A 23,306-nucleotide genomic window follows, 5' to 3' on the forward strand; every position below is an offset into this window, starting at 1 on the left:
CAATGGCCAGCCTGCGCGTAGACGTCATTACGCTGTTCCCCGAGATGTTCTCGGCCATCAGTGAGTACGGCATTACCAGTCGTGCGGTCAAACAGGGGCTGTTGCAGCTGACCTGTTGGAATCCGCGGGATTACACGACGGATCGGCATCACACTGTGGACGATCGCCCGTTTGGCGGTGGTCCGGGCATGGTGATGAAGATCAAGCCCCTGGAAGATGCTCTGGTTCAGGCCAAGGCAGCAGCCGGGGAGGCGGCGAAGGTGATTTACCTGTCCCCCCAAGGCCGTCAACTGACTCAGTCGGCGGTACGCGAGTTGGCAAAATCGGATGCATTGATCCTGATTGCCGGCCGCTATGAAGGCATTGACGAGCGCTTTATTGAGGCTCATGTCGATGAAGAGTGGTCGATTGGTGACTATGTACTGTCTGGCGGCGAGCTGCCGGCCATGGTCATGATCGATGCGGTTACACGACTGCTGCCCGGAGCTTTAGGGCATGCGGATTCCGCTGAGGAAGATTCCTTTACGGATGGTCTGCTGGATTGCCCGCACTACACCCGACCTGAGGTGTATGCGGATCAGCGTGTTCCCGACGTGTTGCTAAGTGGCAATCACGCGCATATCCGGCGTTGGCGTTTACAGCAGTCCCTTGGTAGGACCTATGAACGACGCGCCGATCTTCTGGAAAGCCGCTCGCTTTCTGGAGAAGAGAAGAAGCTGCTCGAGGAATACATCCGCGAGCGGGACGATAGTTAACAACGTATCGATGGTAGATCAGTTGATTTACCTTAGGAGCACAGCATGACCAACAAAATCATCCTTGCACTCGAAGCAGAGCAGATGACCAAAGAAATCCCTACCTTTGCCCCAGGCGACACCATTGTCGTTCAGGTGAAAGTGAAGGAAGGCGATCGTTCCCGTCTGCAAGCGTTCGAAGGCGTTGTAATCGCCAAGCGTAACCGCGGCGTGAACAGTGCGTTCACCGTTCGTAAAATCTCCAACGGTGTTGGCGTAGAACGTACTTTCCAGACCTACTCCCCGCAGATCGACAGCATGGCTGTTAAACGTCGCGGTGACGTACGTAAAGCCAAGCTGTACTACCTGCGCGACCTGTCGGGTAAAGCAGCTCGCATCAAGGAAAAACTGGCTTAAGTCCAGCTTCCGATGCAGAAAAAAGCAGCCTACGGGCTGCTTTTTTGTTGCCTGCAATAAACTGCCCCCACTGTAGGAGCTGCCGAAGGCTGCGATCTTTTGATCTTGCTTGTGTTTCGGGAGCCAGAAATCAGAGCCATTCTTCATGACCACCCGTGACCAGGAAATCGAACGCCGCACCGAACTCTCGGTGACCCGCGTGACCAAAGCCGTCTTCCCGCCGACCACCAACCACCACAACACCCTGTTCGGCGGCACCGCGCTGGCGTGGATGGATGAAGTGTCGTTCATCACCGCTACGCGTTTCTGCCGTTTGCCGCTGGTGACCGTGTCCACCGACCGCATCGACTTCAATCACGCGATCCCGGCCGGCTCCATCGTCGAACTGGTGGGCAGGGTGATCAAAGTGGGTAACACCAGCCTCAAGGTCGAGGTGGAAGTATTTGTTGAGAGCATGAGTTGCGATGGCCGCGAGAAGGCGATCCATGGGCAATTCAGCTTTGTGGCCATCGACGATGACAAGCGGCCGGTGCCGGTGCTGCCCGGATTTCCTGCCTGATCCGGAACCGAGTCGCGGCCTTCGCGAGCAAGCCCGCTCCCACAGGTTTTGTGTCGTCTACAACGTTTATGTACGACACGGACATTGTGGGAGCGGGCTTGCTCGCGAATTCGTCAGATCAGGCGCCGCTGCTCTCAGGCTGGATCAACGCCAGCAACGTCCACCCTGATCCCGGTTTCAAAGCAGTCTCCGGCGTCACCACATGCACCCAGCCGCTGTCATCGCGCATGAACAGCAGCGTCGCCCGATTGCCATGCAATGCCTGGTAGTCCTCCCAGCCAAAACCGTCCGTCAGCGTTGTGCTGTACAACTCGGCGCCATTGCTGATCAGGCTGGCCAGCTTGGCATAGGTCAGCGCCTCGCTCCCCAGCTGATTGCCGCGATGCTCGAGACTCGCCCGGTGCTTGTCGCTGCGACGACTTTCCTGACCGCTGGCCAGGCCAAACAGCCGTTGATGACCGAAGTCATGGCGAAAGCGCATCGCCGCCAAGGTATTCAGCTCGCCTGAAGGCGACAGGGCCAACAAGTGCCCCAACCCGACCAGATCCAGATGCGCATCGGCATGCTGCGAAGCCGGGTTACCAAAGTACGTCGGCAACCCCTCCATGCGCGCCGCACGAATGTTCTCCCAGCTCGAATCGGTCAACAGCACCCGGCTGCCCAATTGCTGCAACGACTTGCCCAACAGACGCGCCGGGCCGTTGGCGCCGACGATCAGGAAGCCGCTCGGCGCCGGTTCGGCGACGTTCAGCAAGCGCGCTAAGGGGCGTGCTGTTGCGCTTTGCAGCACCACGGTGCCGATGATCACGGCGAAGGTCAGCGGCACCAGCAGCAGCGCACCTTCGTGCCCGGCTTGATCCAGACGAATCGCGAAAATCGCCGAGACCGCCGCCGCCACGATCCCGCGCGGGGCGATCCAGCAAAGCAGGGCGCGTTCACGCCAGCTCAGGCTCGAACCTGCGGTGCTCAACAGCACATTCAGCGGGCGCGCGATCAGTTGAATCACCAGCAGCAGAATCAGCACCAACGGCCCGAGGCCGATCAAGGCATGCAGATCCAGCCGCGCCGCCAGCAGAATGAACAACCCGGAAATCAGCAGTACGCTGAGGTTTTCCTTGAAGTGCAGGATGTGCCGCACGTCCACGCCCTTCATGTTCGCCAGCCACATGCCCATCAGCGTCACCGCCAGCAGGCCGGACTCGTGCATCACCTGGTTGGATGCAATGAAGATCCCCAACACCGCCGCCAGCGAGGCGAGGTTATGCAGGTACTCGGGCAACCACTGGCGCCGGATGATGGTGCCCAGCACCCAGCCGCCGACCACCCCGAATACGCTGCCGCAGACAATCACGCCGCCGAAAGTCAGCAGGCTCTGTTCGAGGCCGTTGCCCTCGGACCGGGCGATGATGAAGCTGTAGACCACCACCGCGAGCAGGGCACCGATCGGGTCGATGACGATGCCTTCCCAGCGCAGGATGTTGGCGATCGAGGCTTTCGGCCGCACCACGCGCAGCATCGGCACGATCACCGTCGGCCCGGTCACCAGCGTCAGGCTGCCGAACAGAATCGCCAGCAACCAGTCGAAGCCGAGCAGGAAATGGGTCGCGACGGCAATCACCACCCAGGTCGTGAGTGCGCCGAGGGTCACCAGCCGATGCACGACGCTGCCGATTTCGCGCCATTCCGACAGATGCAGGGTCAGGCTGCCCTCAAACAGGATCAACGCCACCGCCAGCGACACCAGCGGCATCAGCAGCGGGCCGAACATTTCCTGCGGATCGAGCCAGCCCAGTACCGGGCCTGCGAGAATCCCGGTCAGCAACAGAAACAGAATCGCCGGCAGCTTCAGGCGCCACGCCAGCCACTGGCAACCCAGCGCAGCGGCGCCGATCCCGCCAAATGCCAAGAGAATTTGCTGCTCGTTCATTGAAGCTCCCTGTTCCTTGAAATTGCGGGCTATGAAAGACTAGCGGCCATTCCTACAGTTCACTCTACATTTGCGCGCAGCCCTGGAGGTTGCGTGTCTTGAGCGCCCATGCCTGCCATCGACCATCCACTGATTGACCAATTCCTCGACGCCCTGTGGCTGGAAAAAGGTCTGTCCGACAACACCCGCGGCGCCTACCGCAGCGATCTGGCGCTGTTCAACGGTTGGTTACAGGAGAAAAACCTCGAGCTGATCAATGCCGGTCGCGAGTTGATCCTCGATCACCTGTCCTGGCGTCTGGAGCAGAACTACAAACCGCGCTCCACCGCCAGATTTCTCTCCGGTGTGCGTGGCTTTTATCGCTATTTGCTGCGGGAAAAGCTGATTACGGTCGATCCGACCTTGCGCGTCGACATGCCGCAACTGGGCAGGCCGCTGCCCAAATCGTTGTCGGAAGCTGACGTCGAAGCGCTGCTCAAGGCGCCTGATCTGAGCGAAGCCATCGGCCAGCGTGACCGCGCCATGCTTGAAGTGTTGTACGCCTGCGGGCTGCGCGTGACGGAACTGGTGAGCCTGACGCTGGAGCAAGTCAATCTGCGCCAGGGCGTGTTGCGGGTGATGGGCAAGGGCAGCAAGGAGCGGCTGGTGCCGATGGGCGAAGAGGCGATCGTCTGGATCGAGCGCTATATGCGCGATGGCCGCAGCGAGCTGCTCGGCGGGCGCCCCAGCGATGTGCTGTTCCCCAGCCAGCGCGGCGAGCAGATGACCCGCCAGACCTTCTGGCACCGCATCAAGCATTGGGCCAAGGTCGCCGGGATCGGCAAATCGCTGTCGCCGCACACCCTGCGTCATGCGTTCGCCACGCACCTGCTCAACCACGGCGCCGACCTGCGGGTGGTGCAGATGCTGCTCGGCCACAGTGATTTGTCGACCACGCAGATCTACACCCATGTGGCGCGTGCGCGCTTGCAGGACCTGCACGCCAAACATCACCCTAGAGGCTGATGCAACCTTCAATGTTGGAGTCATTACCTGTGGCGAGGGGATTCATCCCCGACGGGCTGCGCAGCAGCCCCAAAAACTTTGCGTTCAATAAAATTCCAAAGTATCCATTTACGACCGCAGCGCCTGCATCGGGGATAAATCCCCTCACCACAATAATGTGTGCCAGTCAGCCTTGAGTGTCTTGTGTCAGGCGCATTCGGCCATGCGAGCCTTATGTGGTAGGCTTTGCCGGTTTGCACGATGGACGGTTATGACCCGGTGTTCCGGCTCGGGCGTTCTGACCGTTTCATTTGTCCGCCTTCAGGAGTTCTCATGCGTCTGACCCAGATTTTCGCCGCCGCCGCCATTGCGTTGGTCAGCACCTTTGCCGTCGCCGATGACGCGGCCGACAAAGCCATTCGTCAAAGCCTGGAAAAACTCGAACTCGAGGTTCCGGTAGAAAGCATCAGCGCCAGCCCGCTGCCGGGCATGTATGAAGTCAAGCTCAAGGGCAGCCGCGTGCTGTACGCCAGCGCCGACGGCCAGTACATCGTTCAGGGCTACCTGTTCCAGCTCAAGGACGGCAAGCCGGTCAACCTGACCGAGAAAGCCGAACGCGCGGGCATCTCCAAACTGATCAATGCCATTCCGGTGGCCGAAACCGTGGTGTATCCGGCCGTGGGCGAGACCAAATCGCACATCACCGTGTTCACCGACACCACCTGCCCGTACTGCCACAAGCTGCACGCCGAAGTGCCTGAGCTGAACAAGCGCGGCATCGAAGTGCGTTACGTAGCGTTCCCGCGTCAGGGCCTCGGCTCGCCGGGTGACGAGCAGCTGCAAGCGGTCTGGTGCTCGGCAGACAAGAAAGCGGCCATGGACAAAATGGTCGATGGCAAGGAAATCAAGGCCGCCAAGTGCGATAACCCGGTTTCCAAGCAGTTCGCTTTGGGTCAGTCGATCGGCGTGAACGGTACACCGGCCATCGTTTTGGCCGACGGACAGGTCATTCCGGGCTACCAGCCGGCGCCACAAGTCGCCAAACTGGCGCTGGGCGCCAAGTAATTCGCATCGTCACGGTCAGCCTTTGACGATCATGGTCCGGCGGTAACTTCGCCGGGCCATTAATAGAGAGCCGCGAACACGCGGTTGTTTTCCGGCCGACCTTGCGTCGGCCGTTTCATGGGGAGTTCACAGTGAATCCGGTCAAAGTAGGCATCTGTGGGTTAGGGACCGTCGGTGGCGGTACCTTCAACGTACTTCAGCGCAACGCCGAGGAAATTGCTCGTCGTGCCGGGCGTGGGATCGAAGTGGCACAAATTGCCACGCGCACGCCAAAGCCTCAGTTCCAGACGACCGGTATTGCGATTACCAACGATGTCTTCGAAGTGGCCACGAACCCTGAGATCGACATCGTCATAGAGCTGATGGGCGGCTACACCGTTGCCCGCGAGCTGGTACTCAAGGCCATCGAGAATGGCAAGCATGTGGTCACCGCGAACAAGGCACTGATTGCCGTTCACGGTAATGAAATTTTCGCCAAGGCACGCGAGAAAGGCGTGATCGTGGCGTTCGAAGCGGCCGTGGCCGGTGGCATTCCGGTGATCAAGGCGATCCGTGAAGGCCTGTCCGCCAACCGCATCAACTGGGTCGCCGGGATCATCAACGGCACCGGCAACTTCATCCTCACCGAAATGCGCGAGAAGGGTCGCACCTTCGAAGACGTGCTGGCCGAAGCGCAAGCGCTGGGCTACGCCGAAGCCGATCCGACCTTCGACGTCGAAGGCATCGACGCAGCGCACAAGCTGACGATTCTGGCTTCGATCGCGTTCGGCATTCCGCTGCAATTCGACAAGGCTTACACCGAAGGCATCACCAAACTGACCACCGCTGACGTGAACTACGCCGAAGCGCTGGGCTACCGCATCAAGCACCTCGGCGTCGCGCGCAGCACTGCGGCCGGCATCGAGCTGCGTGTACACCCGACGCTGATCCCGGCGGATCGTCTGATCGCCAACGTCAACGGCGTGATGAACGCCGTGATGGTCAATGGTGACGCTGCCGGTTCGACGCTGTTCTACGGTGCCGGTGCGGGCATGGAGCCGACCGCTTCGTCGGTGATCGCCGACCTGGTGGACGTGGTTCGCGCCATGACGTCCGATCCGGAAAACCGCGTGCCGCACCTGGCCTTCCAGCCGGACTCGCTGTCGGCGCATCCGATCCTGCCGATCGAAGCCTGCGAAAGCGCCTACTACCTGCGCATCCAGGCCAAGGACCATCCGGGCGTACTGGCTCAGGTGGCGAGCATCCTCTCGGAGCGCGGCATCAACATCGAGTCGATCATGCAGAAGGAAGTCGAGGAACACGACGGTCTGGTGCCGATGATCCTGCTGACCCACCGCGTGCTGGAACAGCACATGAACGATGCGATTGCCGCTCTGGAAGCCTTGGCCGGCGTCAACGGTCCGGTTGTGCGGATCCGCGTCGAGCACCTTAACTAAGCAGCGGCAAGCTACGAGCGGCAAGCGGCAAGCTAGAGGCCAGTGACACTCAGCTTGCAGCTTGAAGCTTGAAGCTCGCAGCTCAAACCGAAGGTTTGAAAACATGCGTTATATCAGTACCCGCGGCCAGGCACCGGCCTTGAATTTCGAAGACGTCCTGCTGGCCGGTCTGGCCACTGACGGCGGTCTGTACGTCCCGGAAAACCTGCCACGTTTCACCCAGGAAGAAATCGCCTCCTGGGCCGGCCTGCCGTATCACGAGTTGGCTTTCCGGGTCATGCGCCCGTTCGTCACCGGCAGCATTCCTGACGCCGATTTCAAAAAGATCCTCGAAGAAACCTACGGCGTGTTCTCGCACAGCGCCGTTGCGCCGCTGCGTCAGCTGAACGGCAACGAATGGGTGCTCGAGCTGTTCCACGGCCCGACCCTGGCGTTCAAGGACTTCGCCCTGCAACTGCTCGGTCGTCTGCTCGATTACGTGCTGGAAAAGCGCGGCGAGCGCGTGGTGATCGTCGGCGCCACCTCGGGTGACACCGGTTCGGCCGCCATTGAAGGCTGCAAGCATTGCGAAAACGTCGACATCTTCATCCTGCACCCGCACAACCGTGTGTCCGAAGTGCAGCGTCGGCAGATGACCACCATCCTCGGTGAGAACATCCACAACATCGCCATCGAAGGCAACTTCGATGACTGCCAGGAAATGGTCAAGAACAGCTTCGCCGACCAGAGCTTCCTCAAGGGCACGCGCCTGGTCGCGGTTAACTCGATCAACTGGGCGCGGATCATGGCCCAGATCGTTTACTACTTCCACGCAGCCCTGCAGTTGGGCGGCCCGGCACGTTCGGTGGCGTTCTCGGTACCGACCGGCAACTTCGGCGACATCTTCGCCGGTTACCTGGCACGCAACATGGGCCTGCCGATCAACCAGTTGATCGTCGCCACCAACCGCAACGACATCCTGCACCGCTTCATGAGCGGTAACCAGTACGTCAAGGAAACCCTGCACGCCACGCTGTCGCCGTCGATGGACATCATGGTCTCGTCGAACTTCGAACGCCTGCTGTTCGACCTGCACGGTCGCAACGGTGCGGCGATTGCCGGTTTGATGGATTCGTTCAAGCAGGGCGGCGGTTTCAGCGTCGAGCAAGAGCGCTGGACTGAAGCCCGCAAGCTGTTCGACTCGCTGGCCGTCGACGATGCGCAAACCTGCGAAACCATTGCCGAAGTCTACGCGCAGTGCGGCGAAGTGCTGGATCCACACACCGCCATCGGCGTCAAGGCCGCACGTGAATGCCGTCGCAGTCTGGACATCCCGATGGTGATCCTGGGCACGGCGCATCCGGTGAAGTTCCCGGATGCCGTAGAGAAAGCAGGTGTAGGAAAAGCTCTCGAACTGCCTGCACATCTTTCTGATTTGTTTGAGCGAAACGAGCGCTGCACCGTTTTGCCAAACGAACTGAAAGCCGTACAGGCCTTTGTCAGCCAGCATGGCAACCGCGGCAAGCCGCTGTAAGTCGAAAAAGCTGTCACATTTTGAAGCCCGTCTCCTGACGGGCTTTTTTGTTTCTGCTGCCACACTGCTCGGGTTTTCGCCCATGAAGGACGGGTGAGTCGATCACGAAGGAAGTGGCAATGCTGTTTGAAAGAGGATGGAAACACACCCTGAAGCGGGTACTTCTGTTGTGCCTGTTGTGGGGTTGGCGCGTGGGCGCGGCGGCGCACCTGGCGCATGATGAAGAGCAGTTGAACATTGGCACCGTGGTGCTGGATGAGGAAGAGCTGCAATGGATCCGGGATAACCCGACGGTGATCGTGGCAGCGGAGCAGTACCCGTTGTACCTGTTCCTGGATGAGCACGGTCACTGGAGTGGCCTTAACAGTGATGTGCTCAAACGCATCAGTGCCATGACCGGATTAAAGTTCATCTACCGGGAATCCTTCTCGACCGCGCAGATGCTCGAGCGCCTGGAAACCGGTGCAGCGGACATGAGCACGACCCTGGCGATGAATGACGAGCGCAGATCGAGTCTGGATTTCAGCCATGCCTTTGGCGGTGCCGGCTGGGTGTTTGTCGGCCGTACCGGAGAACCCGGGCTGCATTCGTTGGAGCAGTTGGCCAAACGGGTGCTGGTATTACCTGGCCGGCACGCGCTGGAGGGGATGATCCGGCGCGATTATCCGTCCATCGAATTACGTTCGGTCAAAACCTATGCCGAGGCGCGGGCGTTGGTCGAAAGCGGCGAAGCCTATGCCACCATCGAAAACGAAATCGGCGCGCAACTCTACCCTTCGGGCCTGCTGCAGGTCGGCGAACTGCTGGAGGGCAAGTGGGAGGCCGATCTTCTGGCGGTGCGCAGAGGCCTGCCGCAATTACTGAGCATTCTGAACAAGGCCCTGGAAGCATTCCCGGCCTCAGAGCTACGAGCCATTCGCCTGAAATGGCTGGGCGGCATCGGCCAGAAGCCGGCCGCCGCCGGTTGGCAGCACTGGCTCCGCTCGAGCTGCTGGGGCGTGGTTCTGGTCGGGGGCTTTTGTGTGATGTCGCTGCTATGGAATCGGCGAATGGCGGCTGTGATCAAACAGTATCGAGACGTGCAAAGCGAACTCGGCGATCAGTTGGTGTTCCAGCGTGCGTTGATTGATGCCATGCCTGATCCGGTGTTCGTTCGTGACCTGGAGGGGCGCCTGATTCTGTGCAACAAAAGTTATGAAGAGGCGTTGTCGATCCGCTTTGAACAGGTGAAAGGATGCCGCTTGATCGACGTCGATGCGCTGCCACGAGCCACTGCCGGGATGCTGCATGATGAGTTCATGATTCAGTTGAGGACACGCAGAACCCGCTTCAGCAGACGCCGCCTGCAATTCAATAATGGCAATCGGGAAATCTACCAGTGGACCGTGCCGTTCTACAGCGTGAAAGGCGAATTGCGAGGCCTGCTCGGCGGCTGGACGGACATCACCCAGCGCGACGCAACAGCGGTATGACATCGCAGTGATACAGGGAAATTTCCTATGTCACGCGCCTCCTTTTCCGATGGGGGACTGAAGGAGGCTGCCCTAAAGTGGGCGGCAACTGCGGACAAGTCCGCGATTGCCGTTTCCGAGGTCGCCCATGCGCTCGCTCAAAGTCCTGATTCTAGAACCTGATCCTTATCGAATGATGGCGTTGCACCAGATGCTCAACGCGGTCGGCATCTATGACGTACTGACGGCGCCGTCGCTGGCTTCGGCGCGCTGTTCGCTGGCGCGTCGTACCCGGGTCGACATCGCGATCTGCGATCCGCAACTGGAAGGCGGAGAAGGCCTGGCACTGATCCGGCATCTGGCGGCCCGACGGGAGGCCAGCGCCGTCATCCTGCTGGGGCGGATGGCACCGGGTCTGCTGAGCGATCTCGAAAGCATGCTGCACGCTCAGGACCTGAAGCTGCTGGGGCGCTTGCAGGCGCCAGTCTCGGCGGTACTGATGCGCGGGTTGCTGGACAGCTACCTGCACACGGCAGCCCATCCGTCGGGTGCCTGAACCGACGGTTTTGTTTCTGTCATCTTCACCGTGCATTCTTTGACAGACCGCTAACTGCTCCGGGAGCAGCGCGGTATTCAGAACTTTCTTCTCGGGCGGGTGGTCATTTATTGTGAACACGCCCCAGGCACAATGTTTTCGGACTATTGAGTGGAGATCGAGATGGAAAGTATCAGTCTATTGCTCGGTGAGGCTCTGAGCCCGTACCAGGTCACGTTGACTCCGTGTGGCGCCCATGGCGAATGCCTGGTGACGCTGAAGAACAGCAACGGGGCCATCGTGGTGGAGCGCGAATTCAATCAGGCGCAATTGACCGACAAGCGCCTGCTGACCGATGTGGTCGACGGTCTGCACCGTGATGTGCTGATCGCCGAAGGTCGACTGGAGCCCTGTGTGATCGCGGCTTTGCGCAATGCAGCGCTGGATAAGCGCGCGGCACTGTAAAGATGAAATATTTTTTGTGGGAACCTTCCTGCACTCTCGTCAGTCAGACCCCATAACAGCAGGATCAAGCATTGTGCTCCGGTGCTTGTCGCTTGCTGCTACGGGTCTTTATGTAGACCACGTTTAACCCCGAGTCGTCTCCCCACTTCTCGGGGTTTCTTTTGCCCGCAGGTTTTATTGCGCGGTCTGCTGCTCGAAAAACATCCGCGCCTGTTGCAGGTAATCCGTGCGCATCTCGGGATCCAGCCAGTCGGCGTACGATTGGTCAAGTTGCGCATGGGGCAGGGTACGCAGCAGTTGGTTGATCTCGCTGATCGCCTGACGGCCTTGGGGCGTATCGGAACATCCGACATAGCCAGACAGATACTTGCCGGTGCCGCGAATCGGGTAGAACACCAATTCATCTTCGGCAATTTGCGCCTGCTGCGCCTGATAGCGGATCTCCGGCCAGTAACCCAAAACCACTTGCAGCCGCCCCAGACGCTGCATCGACAGCAGGCTGCTCAGGGCATCGTTGCCGTAGTGCGGCGTCAGTGCGCCGCCGGGTGCCTGCTTGAGCAGATTGTCGAGAAATTCGCCGTAACTACGCTCTGCGACGACCCCGACCTTGATTTCGCCATTGGCCAGAAATGCCGTCAGATCGACTTCGCCATCGACCAGGTAAGGTGCCAGTACGTCGCGATCTTTCTGTCGCACCACCAGACCATTGCTGACAGCGCGAAATGCCGGGATAGAAAAAGCGATCCATTGCGTGCGCTCCTTGCTCCAGATCAGCGAGGGGTCGCAGGTGAAGGACGGCTCGTGCAGCATCTGCATGCCGCGGGCGCGATTGACCCGCATCAGCGTGTGTTCGTATTGCGGCATGCCGGCGATCAGCATCGGCAGCAGTTGGTCGATGACGCCTTGGCCCTTTTTCGGGCCTTCGAAGATGGTCAGGGGCGGCAGATCGCGCAGTAACCAGATCAGCGTCGGTTTTGCCTGCGCCCAGGCGGGCAGAATCAGCAGAAACAACAGGCCGAACAGCCGCCACGTCCACCAGTGGTGGGCGCGGTTGGCGTCCGATGTCTGGCGATGTTTCAGGTTAAATGGCTCCGTCTGCGCGCAGTCGGGCGATCTGCTGTTCGTCGTAGCCAAGATCGTGCAGTACCTGCGCATTGTGTTCACCGAGCTGCGGCCCGACCCATTCGGAAGTGCCCGGTGTCTCAGAGAGTTTCGGCACGATGCCCGGCATCTTGAAAGGCTTGCCGTCCGGCAGTTTCGCCTGCAGGAACATTTCCCGGGCGAGGTACTGCGGATCGCTGAACATGTCTTCGGCACTGAAGATCCGGCTGGCCGGTACATCCGCCTGATTGAGCAGGTCGAGTACATTTTGCAGCGGCAGCGAATTGACCCAGCGGTCGATCACGCCATACAACTCGTCGCGACGATTATCGCGCCCATCGTTGCTCGCCAGCGTCGGGTCGTTGGCCAGATCCTCGCGGCCGATGATCAACATGAAACGCTTGAAGATCGCGTCGCCATTGGCACCGATCTGCACGTGCTTGCCGTCGGCGCTGGTGTGGATCGATGACGGCGTGATGCCCGGCATGATGTTGCCGGTGCGCTCGCGGATGAAACCGAACACGTCGAACTCCGGCACCATGCTTTCCATCATGGCGAAAATCGCCTCGTACAGCGCCACATCGACCACTTGGCCGAGACCACCGTTAACCTCGCGATGACGCAGCGCCATCAGCGCGCCGATCACGCCCCACAGCGCGGCTATCGAGTCACCGATGGAGATCCCGGTGCGCACCGGTGGCCGGTCCTCGAAGCCGGTGATATAGCGCAAACCACCCATGGACTCGCCGACCGCGCCGAAGCCCGGTTGATCTTTCATCGGCCCGGTCTGGCCGAAACCGGAGAGGCGCACCATCACCAGTTTCGGATTCAGCGCGTGCAGGGTTTCCCAGCTCAGCCCGAGTTTTTCCAGCACGCCGGGGCGAAAGTTCTCGATCAGGATGTCGGCTTCGCCGAGGAGTTTTTTCAGGATCGCCAGACCCTCGGGGTGCTTGAGGTTCAGCGTCAGCGACTTTTTGTTGCGCGCCTGGACGAACCACCACAGCGAGGTGCCTTCATACAATTTGCGCCACTTGCGCAGCGGATCGCCGCCGTCGGGCGATTCGATCTTGATCACTTCGGCGCCGAACTCGCCGCAAATGCGCGAGGCAAACGGCCCGGCAATCAACGTACCCAATTCAATGACTTTCACACCGCTGAGCGGTTTGTTGGCGAACGGCATACTGAATCCTGTAGGACAAGGCTGAGCGGATACAGCGTTTTAACATAGCCGGCTGTCAGACGCCGCAGGTTGATCGCCATCAATTCGATGATTGCCTACGGCATCGGTTAGACTTGCCGACTTTCCTCGTATCAAGAAGCCCGTTCATGGCCCAGCCGTCTACCACGTACAAATTCGAACTGAACCTCACCGACCTCGACCGTAGCGTCTACGAGAGCGTCAAGCAGACCATCGCCCGTCACCCTTCGGAAACCGAAGAGCGCATGACCGTGCGGCTGCTGGCCTACGCCCTCTGGTACAACGAACTGCTGTCGTTTGGCCGTGGTCTGTCGGACGTGGATGAACCTGCGCTGTGGGAAAAAAGCCTGGATGACCGCGTTCTGCACTGGATCGAAGTCGGTCAGCCGGACGCCGATCGTCTGACCTGGTGCTCGCGTCGTACCGAACGCACCAGCCTGCTGGCCTACGGCAGCCTGCGCGTTTGGGAAGGCAAAGTGGTACCGGTGGCGAAGAACCTGAAAAACGTCAACATCGCCGCCGTGCCGCAAGAGGTGCTGGAAACCCTGGCCAAGGACATGCCGCGCGTCATCAAGTGGGACGTGATGATCAGCGAAGGCACGATCTTCGTCACTGACGACCGTGGTCAGCACGAAGTCCAGCTGGAATGGCTGGCCGGTGAGCGCGGCTGATCCTGCGTCGTTCACTGATTAATCCCACGTATTCAAGAGAAGTTTCCGTTACCCCATGCGTATTGATCCTCGACCGTTGCCTGCCACGCTGCCGTTTCTCGGTGACCTGCCACCTTTGCTGACGCGTTTGTACGCCGCGCGGGGCGTGCAGTCCGAGGCGGAGCTGGATAAAAGTCTGGCGCGGCTGATTCCGTTTCAGCAGCTCAAGGGCATCGAGGCGGCGGTGGACCTGCTGGTGACGGCGCTGGAGCAGCGTCAGCGGATTCTGATCGTCGGCGACTTCGACGCTGATGGCGCGACCGCCAGTACGGTCGGCGTGCTCGGCTTGCGTCTGCTGGGCGCGGCGCATGTCGATTATCTGGTGCCGAACCGCTTTGAATACGGCTATGGCCTGACCCCGGAAATCGTCGAAGTTGCCCTGACCCGCGAGCCGCAGTTGTTGATCACCGTCGACAACGGCATCTCCAGCGTCGAAGGCGTGGCCGCGGCGAAAAAGGCCGGGCTCAAGGTCTTGATCACTGACCACCACTTGCCCGGCGATGAACTGCCGCAAGCCGATGCGCTGGTCAACCCGAACCAGCCGGGCTGTGAGTTTCCGAGCAAGGCGCTGGCCGGGGTCGGGGTGATTTTCTACGTGTTGATGGCCTTGCGCGCGCGCCTGCGCAGCCTCGGCTGGTACGAGAGCAAGCCGCAGCCGAACATCGGCGAACTGCTGGATCTGGTGGCGCTGGGCAGCGTCGCCGACGTGGTGCCGCTGGATGCCAACAACCGGATTCTGGTGCATCAGGGCCTCGAGCGGATTCGCGCCGGGCGTGCCCGTCCGGGGATCAAGGCGATTCTTGAAGTCGCCAAGCGTGACGCGGCGCGGATTACCTCCACAGACCTGGGATTCATCGTCGGCCCGCGTTTGAACGCGGCGGGGCGTCTGGACGATATGAGCCTGGGCATCGAATGCCTGCTCACCGCCGACGCCAATCTGGCGCGGGAAATGGCCGCGCAACTGGACGGCATGAACCAGGATCGCAAATCCATCGAGCAGGGCATGCAGCGCGAGGCGTTGGCCCAGCTCAAGGACTTGCCGGTGGAATCGATGCCGTTCGGCTTATGCCTGTTCGATCCCGAGTGGCACCAGGGCGTGATCGGCATTCTCGCCTCGCGCATGAAAGAGCGTTATTTCCGCCCGACCATTGCCTTCGCCGATGCCGGCGATGGTTTGCTCAAGGGCTCGGGCCGTTCGGTGCAGGGTTTCCACATCCGCGATGCTTTGAGCGTGGTGGCGGCGCAGCATCCGAACCTGATCGCCAAGTACGGCGGTCACGCGATGGCGGCCGGCCTGACCTTGCCGCAAGAGAATTTTCCGTTGTTCGCCGAGGCTTTCGATGCCGAAGTGCGTCGGCAACTTCGCGAAGAAGACCTGACCGGGCGGATGCTGTCGGACGGCACGCTTGCGGTCGAGGAGTTCCACTTGGAGCTGGCTCGCGCATTGCGTCATGCCGGGCCTTGGGGCCAGCACTTCCCGGAGCCGCTGTTCCATGGCGTGTTCCAGTTGGTCGAGCAGCGAGTGGTCGGCGAGCGGCACCTGAAAGTGGTGCTGAAAAGCGAATGCGGTTCGGTGAAGCTGGATGGCATCGCTTTCGGTATCGACCGCGAAGTGTGGCCGAATCCGACCATTCAGTGGGTCGAGCTGGCCTACAAGCTCGACGTCAACGAGTTTCGTGGCAACGAGACGGTGCAACTGATGATTGCCCACATCGAACCGCGCTGACGCCATTCGCGAGCAAGCCCGCTCCCACAGGGATATGCATTCCAAAATGTGGGAGCGAGCCTGCTCACGAAAGCACCCTTTCACACACTGAATCACTCTGAACCCTCCCTCATCCCCGGTTGTCGACTAGGCTCTAAGCACTGCTTGATTGGCCTTGTGACGTCTTGTCGAATTTTTTGCCCGCGGGGGCGGGTGCTGCACCTTTTCCTGTCACTCGTCGACTTTTCAAACAGAACCCTGGAGCCTGCCCACTGATTTGAGAGGTGCCCCATGAGTCTGCTGCTCGAACCCTTTACCCTCCGCCAACTGATCCTGCCCAACCGCATCGCCGTGTCGCCGATGTGCCAGTACTCCAGCGTCGACGGTCTGGCCAACGACTGGCATCTCGTGCACCTGGGCAGCCGCGCGGTGGGCGGCGCCGGTCTGATATTCACTGAAGCCACGGCGGTCACCGCCGATGGGCGGATCACCGCCGAAGACCTCGGTTTGTGGAACGACGAACAGATCGAACCGCTGCAACGCATTACCCGCTTCATCACCGCTCAGGGCGCTGTTGCCGGCATTCAACTGGCCCACGCCGGGCGCAAGGCCAGCACTCATCGTCCATGGATCGGCAAACACGGTAGCGTCAAACCGGAGGATGGCGGCTGGACCCCGGTCGGGCCATCGCCGATTGCTTTCGATCCGCAACACACACAACCGAAACAGCTTGATGAAGGGCAGATCGCCGAGGTCGTTCAGGCCTTCGTTGCCGCCGCCAAACGCGCGTTGACCGCGGGTTTCAGCGTGGTCGAGGTACATGCCGCCCACGGTTATCTGCTGCATCAGTTTCTGTCACCGCTGAGCAATCAGCGCCGCGATCAATACGGTGGTTCGTTCGAAAACCGCATTCGTCTGGTGCTGCAAGTCACCGAGGCCGTTCGCGAGGTGTGGCCGCAAGAGCTGCCGCTGTTCGTCCGGGTCTCGGCCACCGACTGGGTTGAAGACGGCTGGAACCCGGATGAAACCGTGGAACTGGCGCGTCGCCTCAAGGCACTGGGAGCGGATCTGATCGACGTCTCCTCCGGTGGTACCGCCGCCAACGCCGAGATTCCTGTGGGGCCGGGTTATCAGACGCGCTTCGCCGAACGGGTGCGCAAGGAGTCAGGCATCGCCACCGGCACCGTGGGCATGATTACCGAGCCGGCGCAGGCCGAGCACATTCTGCGCACCTGCCAGGCTGACATCATCTTCCTCGCCCGCGAGTTGCTGCGCGATCCTTACTGGCCGCTGCACGCCGACGATGATCTCGGCGGGCGTCAGGCGGTGTGGCCGGCGCAGTATCAACGCGCGACCCATCGTGATCAGCCGATCCACGAGTCTGACCTGCGCGATTGATTTCAAACCGACGTAACGTCTATAAAACCCGCCATTGAACCGGCGGGTTTTTTCTTGTCTGCCATTTGCCAAGGAAGTCGAGCATGTTGATCGAACGAGAACTGACCGAACACGACTTGCCGCTGCTGGCGCAGATCGACCGCAGTGAGCTGGTGGAAGAGTGCTATCGCCTGGAGAACGGCGTGCTGGTGCTTTACCCGGCACGTTTCGACATGCGCGGATGGCCGGAAGGGGAGGCCGAAGAAAATGCGCGGGCGCTGGCGAAGTGCTTGCGGCGAGGTGGCTGGTTATACGGGGTTTTCGACGGGCAGGCGCTGGTCGCGGCGGTGGTTGTGGATAACCGGGTTATTCACAATCAGGGACTGAGCATGCGCCAGTTGAAGTTTCTGCACATCAGCCGCGACTACCGGGGGCAGGGGCTGGGAGCGAAGTTGTTTGCGCTGGCCTGCGAGCAGGGCCGGCGATTCGGTGCCGAGGCGTTGTATGTGTCAGCCACTGAATCGCGCAGCACCGTGGAGTTCTATCAACGTCAGGGCTGCCGGTCGGTTGATCAACCGGATCCTGAGCTGTTTGATCAAGAACCCAAAGACATTCATCTGTATTGCCCACTGATCTGACGCAGTTTCTTCAATATCCGATGTTGAATGTTCTGCCGCTTTCGCGAGCAAGCCCGCTCCCACCCTGGCTCGGTGTCGGTCACAAACTGTGTGATCGACCGAGAGCCAGGGTGGGAGCGGGCTTGCTCGCGAAGAGGCCCGCGCAGGCGCCTCAAATCATCAAGGATACTTGCGCTTGTCCGGCGCCGGCGGGAAGTACTGGTACAACCAGGTCTCGCTCAACGTGCGGTCATTGGTGCGGATGAACAGGCGCAGCTCCACCGGATCGACGCTGTCGCTGGTCGGGTACCAGTCGAACAGGATCCGGTAACCCTTGATGTCGTCGAGCACCAACACGCTGAAGTCCTGCACCTTGCCGTTGGAGCAGGTGACCACCGGTTCGATCCCGGTGCCCTGCGGCAGGCGATCGAGGCCGCCGCCGGTGAAGTCCACGGCAAAACGCCGCGCCCAGACTGGCGGGTAATGCTCGCCCGGTGCCCAGCCTTCGACGAAGCCACCCATGCCCGAACGGGTCGCATGCACTCGCGCTAGTGGCGTGCCGACCGGTGGCAGGGCGCTCCAGTAGAGCTTGTAGCCATAGTTCAGCGAATCGCCGGCGGCCACTGGCTTCTTCGGCGTCCAGAACGCGACGATGTTATCGAGCGTTTCGCCGGTGGTAGGAATTTCCAGCAGATCGATGGAGCCTTCGCCCCACGCGGTGGTCGGTTCGACCCACAGGCTCGGGCGCTTGCTGTACCAGTCGACAGTGTCCTGATAGTTGGCGAACTCGTGGTCGGTCTGCACCAGACCGAAGCCCTTCGGATCGGTGTCGGCGAACGCGTTGAACTGCAGGGTCGCCGGGTTGTTCAGCGGGCGGCAGATCCACTCGCCGTTGCCGCGCCACATCGCCAGGCGATCGGAGTCGTGAATCTGCGGGTGGATGGTGTCGCACATGCGGCGTTCGTGGGTGCCGCAGCTGAACATGCTGGTCATCGGCGCAATTCCCAGTTGTTCGATGGCGGTACGCGCATTGATGTGGGCGTCGATTTCCATCACCACGCGCTCGGCCTGGCAATCGATGTCGAAGCGGTACGCACCGGTGGCGCTCGGCGAGTCGAGCAGGGCATAGACCACGAAGCGAGTGGCATTCTGATCCGGGGTCTCGAACCAGAATTTGGTGAAGTCAGGGAATTCTTCGCGCTTCTTCGCGTAAGTGTCGACGGCCAGACCGCGAGCGGAGAGGCCATATTGGCCAGTGGCATCCACCGCGCGGAAATAGCTGGCGCCGAGGAACGACACCACGTCATGGCGATCCAGCTCCGGCGCCTTGAACAGCTTGAAACCGGCAAAGCCCAGGTCACCCTTGAGCTGCTGGGTATCGACCGAGGTGTTCTCGTAGTTGAACAGCGTCGGGCGGAAATGCACTTCGCGCGCGGTCCGGGTCTTCGGATCGACGCTGTACATGCGCACCGGTTGACGGAAACCCATGCCGACGTGGAAGAACTGCACGTCCAGCTGACCCTTGTTCTCTTTCCACAACGAATGATCGCCGTCGTAGCGGATCGCGTTGAAGTTCTGCGGGGTCATGGTCGCCAAAGTTGGCGGCAGCACCTGTTTGCTGTCCTGATAGGCCGTTCCGGCCAATTGCTTGGCTTGGCGCTTCAGCGCTTCGAAGTCGAAAGCCTGGGCCTCGCCATCGGCGGCGCCACCATTGGCTGCCCAGGCACGGGCGGCCAGCAGGCCGGAAGCCGAGAGACCGGTGTAAGCCGCAATGGCCATCGACGCTTTGAGCAAATTCCTGCGGTGCATAAATACAACCTGTCGTGAGCAATCCCGCGCCTTTCCTGGCACGTGCTGGATCAGAAATTACGGTTCGGACAAGCCTTCGGCCAAACGCAACGGACTATAAACAGATGCCGGCTAGCTTAAACGGTTCGCTCGCGTTGCAAAATTCGTTGATACACACCGACAGAGTGTCAATGAAACAAGACATGTCGGTTAAATGTCCGACGGCACTTTCTGATTTACAGGGCATTTCTGCTTTTTTCGACTAATTACTCTAAAAACCGCTTTTCAGCGCCGATTAAATTTCTATTCTATGAACATGGCCGGCACGACCGGCGGGGCACAGGCGCTGCTGTAAGGGGCAGGGCGATGTGGTGATCAAGCAATTCTTCGAAGTATCAGAGAAGGACATCGTCCATGGCAAAAATACAAGGCATCGCCGAAATGCTCGGCATCTTCCCCTGCCTCGGCAGCGGCCGTAGAAGGCGTCGTTTGAGTTCTGAAGAGCTGAAGCTGGTGGAGCGTTATCGCGAGTTGTCGGAGAGTGACCGGATTGCGATGCGGTATCTGGTGGATGCGATGCGGAGTGTTTCGCGGTTTTAACGCTGGGATTGCGATCGTGAAAGCCATTTGGCTTTTACGGTCGCCAAGTCAGTCAACTTGCCTGCGTCGGCATCAGCGATGCCGACTTTTATTGCTTCCTGGCGCATGGCTACGCTGATTTGCTTTAGGTAACACTCTGCGAAGAACTCATCGCTTGGGATAACTTCCAGAACTTGGGGCATTTCAGTGATTGGCAATCTCATCTGCAAAACAACTCGTCTAGAGGTTTAAACGCTGGACCTGTGGCGAGGGAGCTTGCTCCCGCTGGACTGCGCAGCAGTCCTCTGCTTTTTGTAGAGGGGCCGCTGCGCGACCCTGCGGGAGCAAGCTCCCTCGCCACAGGTTTTTTTATTGAATGGACTTCAGCTACACGTTCCCAAAACCGGATACGGTCGCTGTCCATGCATCAAATCCGGCACATCCCGCCATTTGACCCACGCTTGCTGTTGCCAGTGCAGCAACGGCACGGTAACGCCTGCCCAATGCATTGAGCTCAGGCTCGGGTGGTTTTCTACTGGGTCTGATTGAATTTCGCGCAGCATTGGAATGACCTCATGACTCAACCATTGGCGCAGGTTGCGGTTTTCCGGGACGAAGTGATGGACGAGCAGGGCGAACAGGCCTGACTCGCTGACCACTGCGCAATCGACGATGTCGCCGTCCTTGCGCATGAGGACGTTGCGACGCTGATCGGGATCGAGTTTCAGCGTGAGGCGTTCGTTTAGCGGGTAGCCCATCAAGCGGCCGAGATCCTGAACACAAAACCAGGCTTCATGGTTTTGCATGAACGCGTGGAGGAAGCGGTTGTGGCGGGTGAAGACGGTGGGGGTGAAGTGGGTCGACGATGAGTTTTGGATTTGTGCAGACATGTAGTGACTTCCGATTTGAGTAGGAAAGTCGCCATCAACTCTTCGACAAGTTGGGTGGCGAACCGCATGGCGTTCGAAGTCGGGATACTTCCAGTCAAACACGGAAAAGCCAGAAGGCCCGCGCCACACGGCCCGCCATAAAGCAAAACTGAAGCTACGACAGCCACAGTTCAATGGAGGGCATGCAAGCACCGCGTTGACAGTTTCCGGCTTCGACCCCGGGTCGCTGATTTGGCAGCGACGGGATAAAGCCTATCGGTCAGGCGCTTGCGGCGACAAGTCTACCCTTTCGCCGCACATCGTAGGAAATGGGGCTTTTTCAGGAAGGCTGTGTCTGTAGGAAATGCCTGTTTTTGCAGCTTCCGCTGCTAAACCATCCCTGCACCGAAGATTTTCCTTTATGAGTTAGCAATCGGGAAAAGGGAGAAGCAATTCTGTGAGCAAAGATGAAGCGAAAGGTAAAAAGAGAAAGGTGATCGATCTGGATCGCTTCGAAGCTGTTAGAGGTAAAGCCGATATCAAATGGCGTACTGATGAATTGATGGCAGTGCTTCGAGGAGACCCCGGAATCAAATCTCGATTCCGGGGTGATTCTTCTTAGCGACTCACCTTCCAAGCATCCCCAGCCGGCGCCTTCCCATGGTCATACGGCTTGCCAATCCACATGTAAACCAGCCCCAGACCAATCACGATCACCGTACTCAACACCATCGCATAGTTCACGTACCACGCCGCATCCGGCGTACGTGGCCAGGCCATGTTGATGATTGCGCCGACGCCATACACCAGCGCGCCGATGTTCACGGGCCAGCCCCAGGCGCCGAGGGTGAATTTGCCGCTGGGTTTCCAGCCTTTCATTCGCGCGTACAAAGCGGCCAGCACGATCATCTGGAACGCGAGGTAGATGCCGATGGCGGCGAAGCTGACGATGGTGGCCACGGCGTCTTGCAGGAAGAAGCCGAGGGCGATGATCAGGGCGGGCAGGACGCCGGACACGAACAGCGCGGCAACGGGCACCTGAGTGGTAGGAGAAATCTTTTTCAGCAGTCGGCTGCCGATGACCATTTCATCGCGAGCATAGGAGTACAGCAGACGACTCGCCGCAGCCTGCAGGCTGATGACGCAGGAGATGAAGGAAATCATTACCACGCCCATCACCACTTTCGAACCGACCGGGCCGAAGGCGTTGTTGAGGATGGTGGTGACCGGGTCCTTGTCGGTGCCGTTGATCACCGCTTGCATGTCCGGCACGGCGAGGATCAGCGCCAGGCAGGCGAACATCGCCGCGATGCCGCCGATGTAGATGGTCATGCGCATGGCCACCGGGATTTTCGCGCTGGGGTTCGGGGTTTCTTCGGCAACATCGCCGCAGGCCTCGAAGCCGTAGTAGAGGAACATCCCCGCCAGCGAAGCGGTGAGAAACGCCGGCAGGTACGAGCCGTCGACGCGGATGTCGAAGGTGTTGAACAGCACGCTCAGCGGCTGGTGACGCTCGAAGATCAGCAGGTACACGCCCACGATTACCGCGCCGACCAGTTCGCAGAGGAAGCCGAACATGGCGATGCGCGCGAGCACTTTGGTGCCGCTCAGATTGACCAGCGTGGCGAACAAGGTCAGCACCAGCGCGATGACGATGTTGGTGTTGTTGCTCGGTTCAAACCCGAGCATCGCCGCCAGATACGGGCCGGCACCGACGGCCACCGCCGCGATGGTCACGCACAGGGCGATGGAGTAGATCCAGCCGACCATCCACGCCCATTTCTTGCCGACCAGACGTCGCGCCCATGGATAGACGCCGCCGGAAATCGGGAACTGCGAGACCACTTCGCCGAAGATCAGGCACACCAGCAACTGGCCGCAACCGACCAGCAAGTAAGCCCAGAACATCGGTGGCCCGCCGGCGGCGAGGCACAGGCCGAACAGGGTATAAACCCCTACGACCGGTGACAGATAGGTGAACCCTAAAGCGAAGTTTTCCCACAGGCTCATGCTGCGGTTGAAGTTCGAGGTGTAGCCGAGTTTGCGCAGTTGTTCGGCATCGCTGTCGGCAACGGCGGCCGAGAGTTCGGGTGAGGCACTCATGTGTTTTGCTCCGGGAAATCGGCAGATTTCGGATGGCCGAGGCCGTGGCGGGGCTTTGCGGGCGCCGCCCGGGTCGGTAGTTATTGTTTTGGGATCCTGGTGGTGCGTAATGCCGGTTTTCTTCCTGAAACCGAGGTGACGCCTTCGCGAGCAGGCTCGCTCCCACAGGGGGA

At 60.0% G+C, this 23,306-nt stretch carries 22 protein-coding genes; 16 read left to right on the top strand and 6 right to left on the bottom strand.

What is annotated here, in order from left to right; all coding sequences use genetic code 11:
• The first annotated feature begins 2 nt into the window (after positions 1-2).
• From trmD to NTD85_RS07805, 3 genes are all read left to right on the top strand, one after another.
• Positions 3-755, top strand: a complete 753-nt coding sequence (gene trmD / locus NTD85_RS07795) for a tRNA (guanosine(37)-N1)-methyltransferase TrmD (RefSeq protein ID WP_003221981.1) — start codon at positions 3-5, stop codon at positions 753-755.
• Positions 756-800: 45 nt separating this feature from the next.
• Positions 801-1,151 carry a 50S ribosomal protein L19 gene (gene rplS, locus NTD85_RS07800; protein ID WP_003175895.1) on the top strand — a complete coding sequence of 117 codons (351 nt, stop codon included), beginning with the start codon at positions 801-803 and terminating at the stop codon, positions 1,149-1,151.
• A gap of 145 nt (positions 1,152-1,296) precedes the next feature.
• Positions 1,297-1,710 (top strand): acyl-CoA thioesterase, encoded by a 414-nt coding sequence (locus NTD85_RS07805; protein WP_098967381.1) that lies wholly within the window; start codon positions 1,297-1,299, stop codon positions 1,708-1,710.
• Between the two features lie 118 nt (positions 1,711-1,828).
• Here the strand turns inward: NTD85_RS07805 and NTD85_RS07810 are convergent, their stop codons facing one another.
• Positions 1,829-3,637 carry a cation:proton antiporter gene (locus tag NTD85_RS07810; RefSeq protein WP_262141886.1) on the bottom strand — a complete coding sequence of 603 codons (1,809 nt, stop codon included), beginning with the start codon at positions 3,635-3,637 and terminating at the stop codon, positions 1,829-1,831.
• Between the two features lie 108 nt (positions 3,638-3,745).
• On the opposite strand from NTD85_RS07810, the gene xerD reads away from it, so the two are divergent.
• The 7 genes from xerD (at position 3,746) to NTD85_RS07845 (ending at position 11,086) form a co-directional block, all read left to right on the top strand.
• Entirely contained in the window at positions 3,746-4,642 is an 897-nt protein-coding gene (gene xerD / locus NTD85_RS07815; RefSeq protein WP_003221987.1) for a site-specific tyrosine recombinase XerD, read from the top strand.
• A gap of 312 nt (positions 4,643-4,954) precedes the next feature.
• Entirely contained in the window at positions 4,955-5,686 is a 732-nt protein-coding gene (gene dsbC / locus NTD85_RS07820) for a bifunctional protein-disulfide isomerase/oxidoreductase DsbC (RefSeq protein ID WP_003221989.1), read from the top strand.
• A gap of 131 nt (positions 5,687-5,817) precedes the next feature.
• A complete protein-coding gene (locus NTD85_RS07825) occupies positions 5,818-7,122 on the top strand; it encodes a homoserine dehydrogenase (RefSeq protein WP_003221992.1) in 1,305 nt (434 codons plus the stop codon).
• 103 nt (positions 7,123-7,225) lie between these two features.
• The gene (gene thrC, locus NTD85_RS07830) at positions 7,226-8,635 is read left to right on the top strand and encodes a threonine synthase (RefSeq protein ID WP_003221994.1); all 1,410 of its coding nucleotides are present in this window, start codon (positions 7,226-7,228) and stop codon (positions 8,633-8,635) included.
• A 119-nt stretch (positions 8,636-8,754) separates the two neighbouring features.
• Positions 8,755-10,107 carry a transporter substrate-binding domain-containing protein gene (locus tag NTD85_RS07835; RefSeq protein WP_262141887.1) on the top strand — a complete coding sequence of 451 codons (1,353 nt, stop codon included), beginning with the start codon at positions 8,755-8,757 and terminating at the stop codon, positions 10,105-10,107.
• A 127-nt stretch (positions 10,108-10,234) separates the two neighbouring features.
• Positions 10,235-10,642, top strand: coding sequence for a response regulator (locus NTD85_RS07840; protein WP_262141888.1), 408 nt, complete (start codon positions 10,235-10,237; stop codon positions 10,640-10,642).
• 162 nt (positions 10,643-10,804) lie between these two features.
• Positions 10,805-11,086: a DUF3509 domain-containing protein gene (locus NTD85_RS07845; protein WP_003221998.1), complete on the top strand. Its 282-nt coding sequence runs from the start codon at positions 10,805-10,807 to the stop codon at positions 11,084-11,086.
• 174 nt (positions 11,087-11,260) lie between these two features.
• Here NTD85_RS07845 and NTD85_RS07850 read toward each other — a convergent pair whose 3' ends face one another.
• Both NTD85_RS07850 and NTD85_RS07855 read right to left on the bottom strand, forming a co-directional pair.
• Positions 11,261-12,220, bottom strand: a complete 960-nt coding sequence (locus NTD85_RS07850) for a TIGR02285 family protein (protein WP_177434736.1) — start codon at positions 12,218-12,220, stop codon at positions 11,261-11,263.
• Positions 12,168-13,367, bottom strand: coding sequence for a CaiB/BaiF CoA transferase family protein (locus NTD85_RS07855; RefSeq protein ID WP_262141889.1), 1,200 nt, complete (start codon positions 13,365-13,367; stop codon positions 12,168-12,170). The genes NTD85_RS07850 and NTD85_RS07855 overlap by 53 nt, the downstream gene beginning before the upstream one ends.
• Before the next feature lie 146 nt (positions 13,368-13,513).
• On the opposite strand from NTD85_RS07855, the gene NTD85_RS07860 reads away from it, so the two are divergent.
• The 4 genes from NTD85_RS07860 to NTD85_RS07875 all read left to right on the top strand — a co-directional run bounded on the left by NTD85_RS07860 (position 13,514) and on the right by NTD85_RS07875 (position 17,815).
• The gene (locus NTD85_RS07860) at positions 13,514-14,056 is read left to right on the top strand and encodes a YaeQ family protein (RefSeq protein ID WP_003222001.1); all 543 of its coding nucleotides are present in this window, start codon (positions 13,514-13,516) and stop codon (positions 14,054-14,056) included.
• A 55-nt stretch (positions 14,057-14,111) separates the two neighbouring features.
• A complete protein-coding gene (recJ, locus tag NTD85_RS07865; RefSeq protein ID WP_262141890.1) occupies positions 14,112-15,821 on the top strand; it encodes a single-stranded-DNA-specific exonuclease RecJ in 1,710 nt (569 codons plus the stop codon).
• A 270-nt stretch (positions 15,822-16,091) separates the two neighbouring features.
• Complete coding sequence (locus NTD85_RS07870) at positions 16,092-17,198, top strand: NADH:flavin oxidoreductase/NADH oxidase (protein ID WP_262141891.1); 1,107 nt, start codon at positions 16,092-16,094, stop codon at positions 17,196-17,198.
• Positions 17,199-17,281: 83 nt separating this feature from the next.
• Complete coding sequence (locus NTD85_RS07875) at positions 17,282-17,815, top strand: GNAT family N-acetyltransferase (protein WP_262141892.1); 534 nt, start codon at positions 17,282-17,284, stop codon at positions 17,813-17,815.
• A gap of 159 nt (positions 17,816-17,974) precedes the next feature.
• Here NTD85_RS07875 and NTD85_RS07880 read toward each other — a convergent pair whose 3' ends face one another.
• The gene (locus NTD85_RS07880) at positions 17,975-19,603 is read right to left on the bottom strand and encodes a glucan biosynthesis protein D (RefSeq protein WP_103485374.1); all 1,629 of its coding nucleotides are present in this window, start codon (positions 19,601-19,603) and stop codon (positions 17,975-17,977) included.
• A gap of 393 nt (positions 19,604-19,996) precedes the next feature.
• Between NTD85_RS07880 and NTD85_RS07885 the strand changes: the two genes are divergently transcribed.
• Positions 19,997-20,182 carry a hypothetical protein gene (locus NTD85_RS07885; RefSeq protein WP_003222012.1) on the top strand — a complete coding sequence of 62 codons (186 nt, stop codon included), beginning with the start codon at positions 19,997-19,999 and terminating at the stop codon, positions 20,180-20,182.
• Between the two features lie 362 nt (positions 20,183-20,544).
• On the opposite strand, the gene NTD85_RS07890 is transcribed toward NTD85_RS07885, so the two are convergent.
• On the bottom strand, positions 20,545-21,051 hold the full coding sequence (locus NTD85_RS07890; protein ID WP_262141893.1) for a Bro-N domain-containing protein: 507 nt from the start codon (positions 21,049-21,051) through the stop codon (positions 20,545-20,547).
• A 436-nt stretch (positions 21,052-21,487) separates the two neighbouring features.
• Between NTD85_RS07890 and NTD85_RS07895 the strand changes: the two genes are divergently transcribed.
• The gene (locus NTD85_RS07895; protein ID WP_158242603.1) at positions 21,488-21,652 is read left to right on the top strand and encodes a hypothetical protein; all 165 of its coding nucleotides are present in this window, start codon (positions 21,488-21,490) and stop codon (positions 21,650-21,652) included.
• Here the strand turns inward: NTD85_RS07895 and NTD85_RS07900 are convergent.
• A complete protein-coding gene (locus tag NTD85_RS07900) occupies positions 21,649-23,133 on the bottom strand; it encodes an APC family permease (protein ID WP_201135713.1) in 1,485 nt (494 codons plus the stop codon). The two genes, NTD85_RS07895 and NTD85_RS07900, sit on opposite strands and share 4 nt — an antisense overlap.
• Positions 23,134-23,306 lie beyond the last annotated feature (173 nt).

This window comes from Pseudomonas sp. 13B_3.2_Bac1 (assembly GCF_025466205.1).
GTDB classification, from domain to species: Bacteria; Pseudomonadota; Gammaproteobacteria; order Pseudomonadales; family Pseudomonadaceae; genus Aquipseudomonas; species Aquipseudomonas fluorescens_H.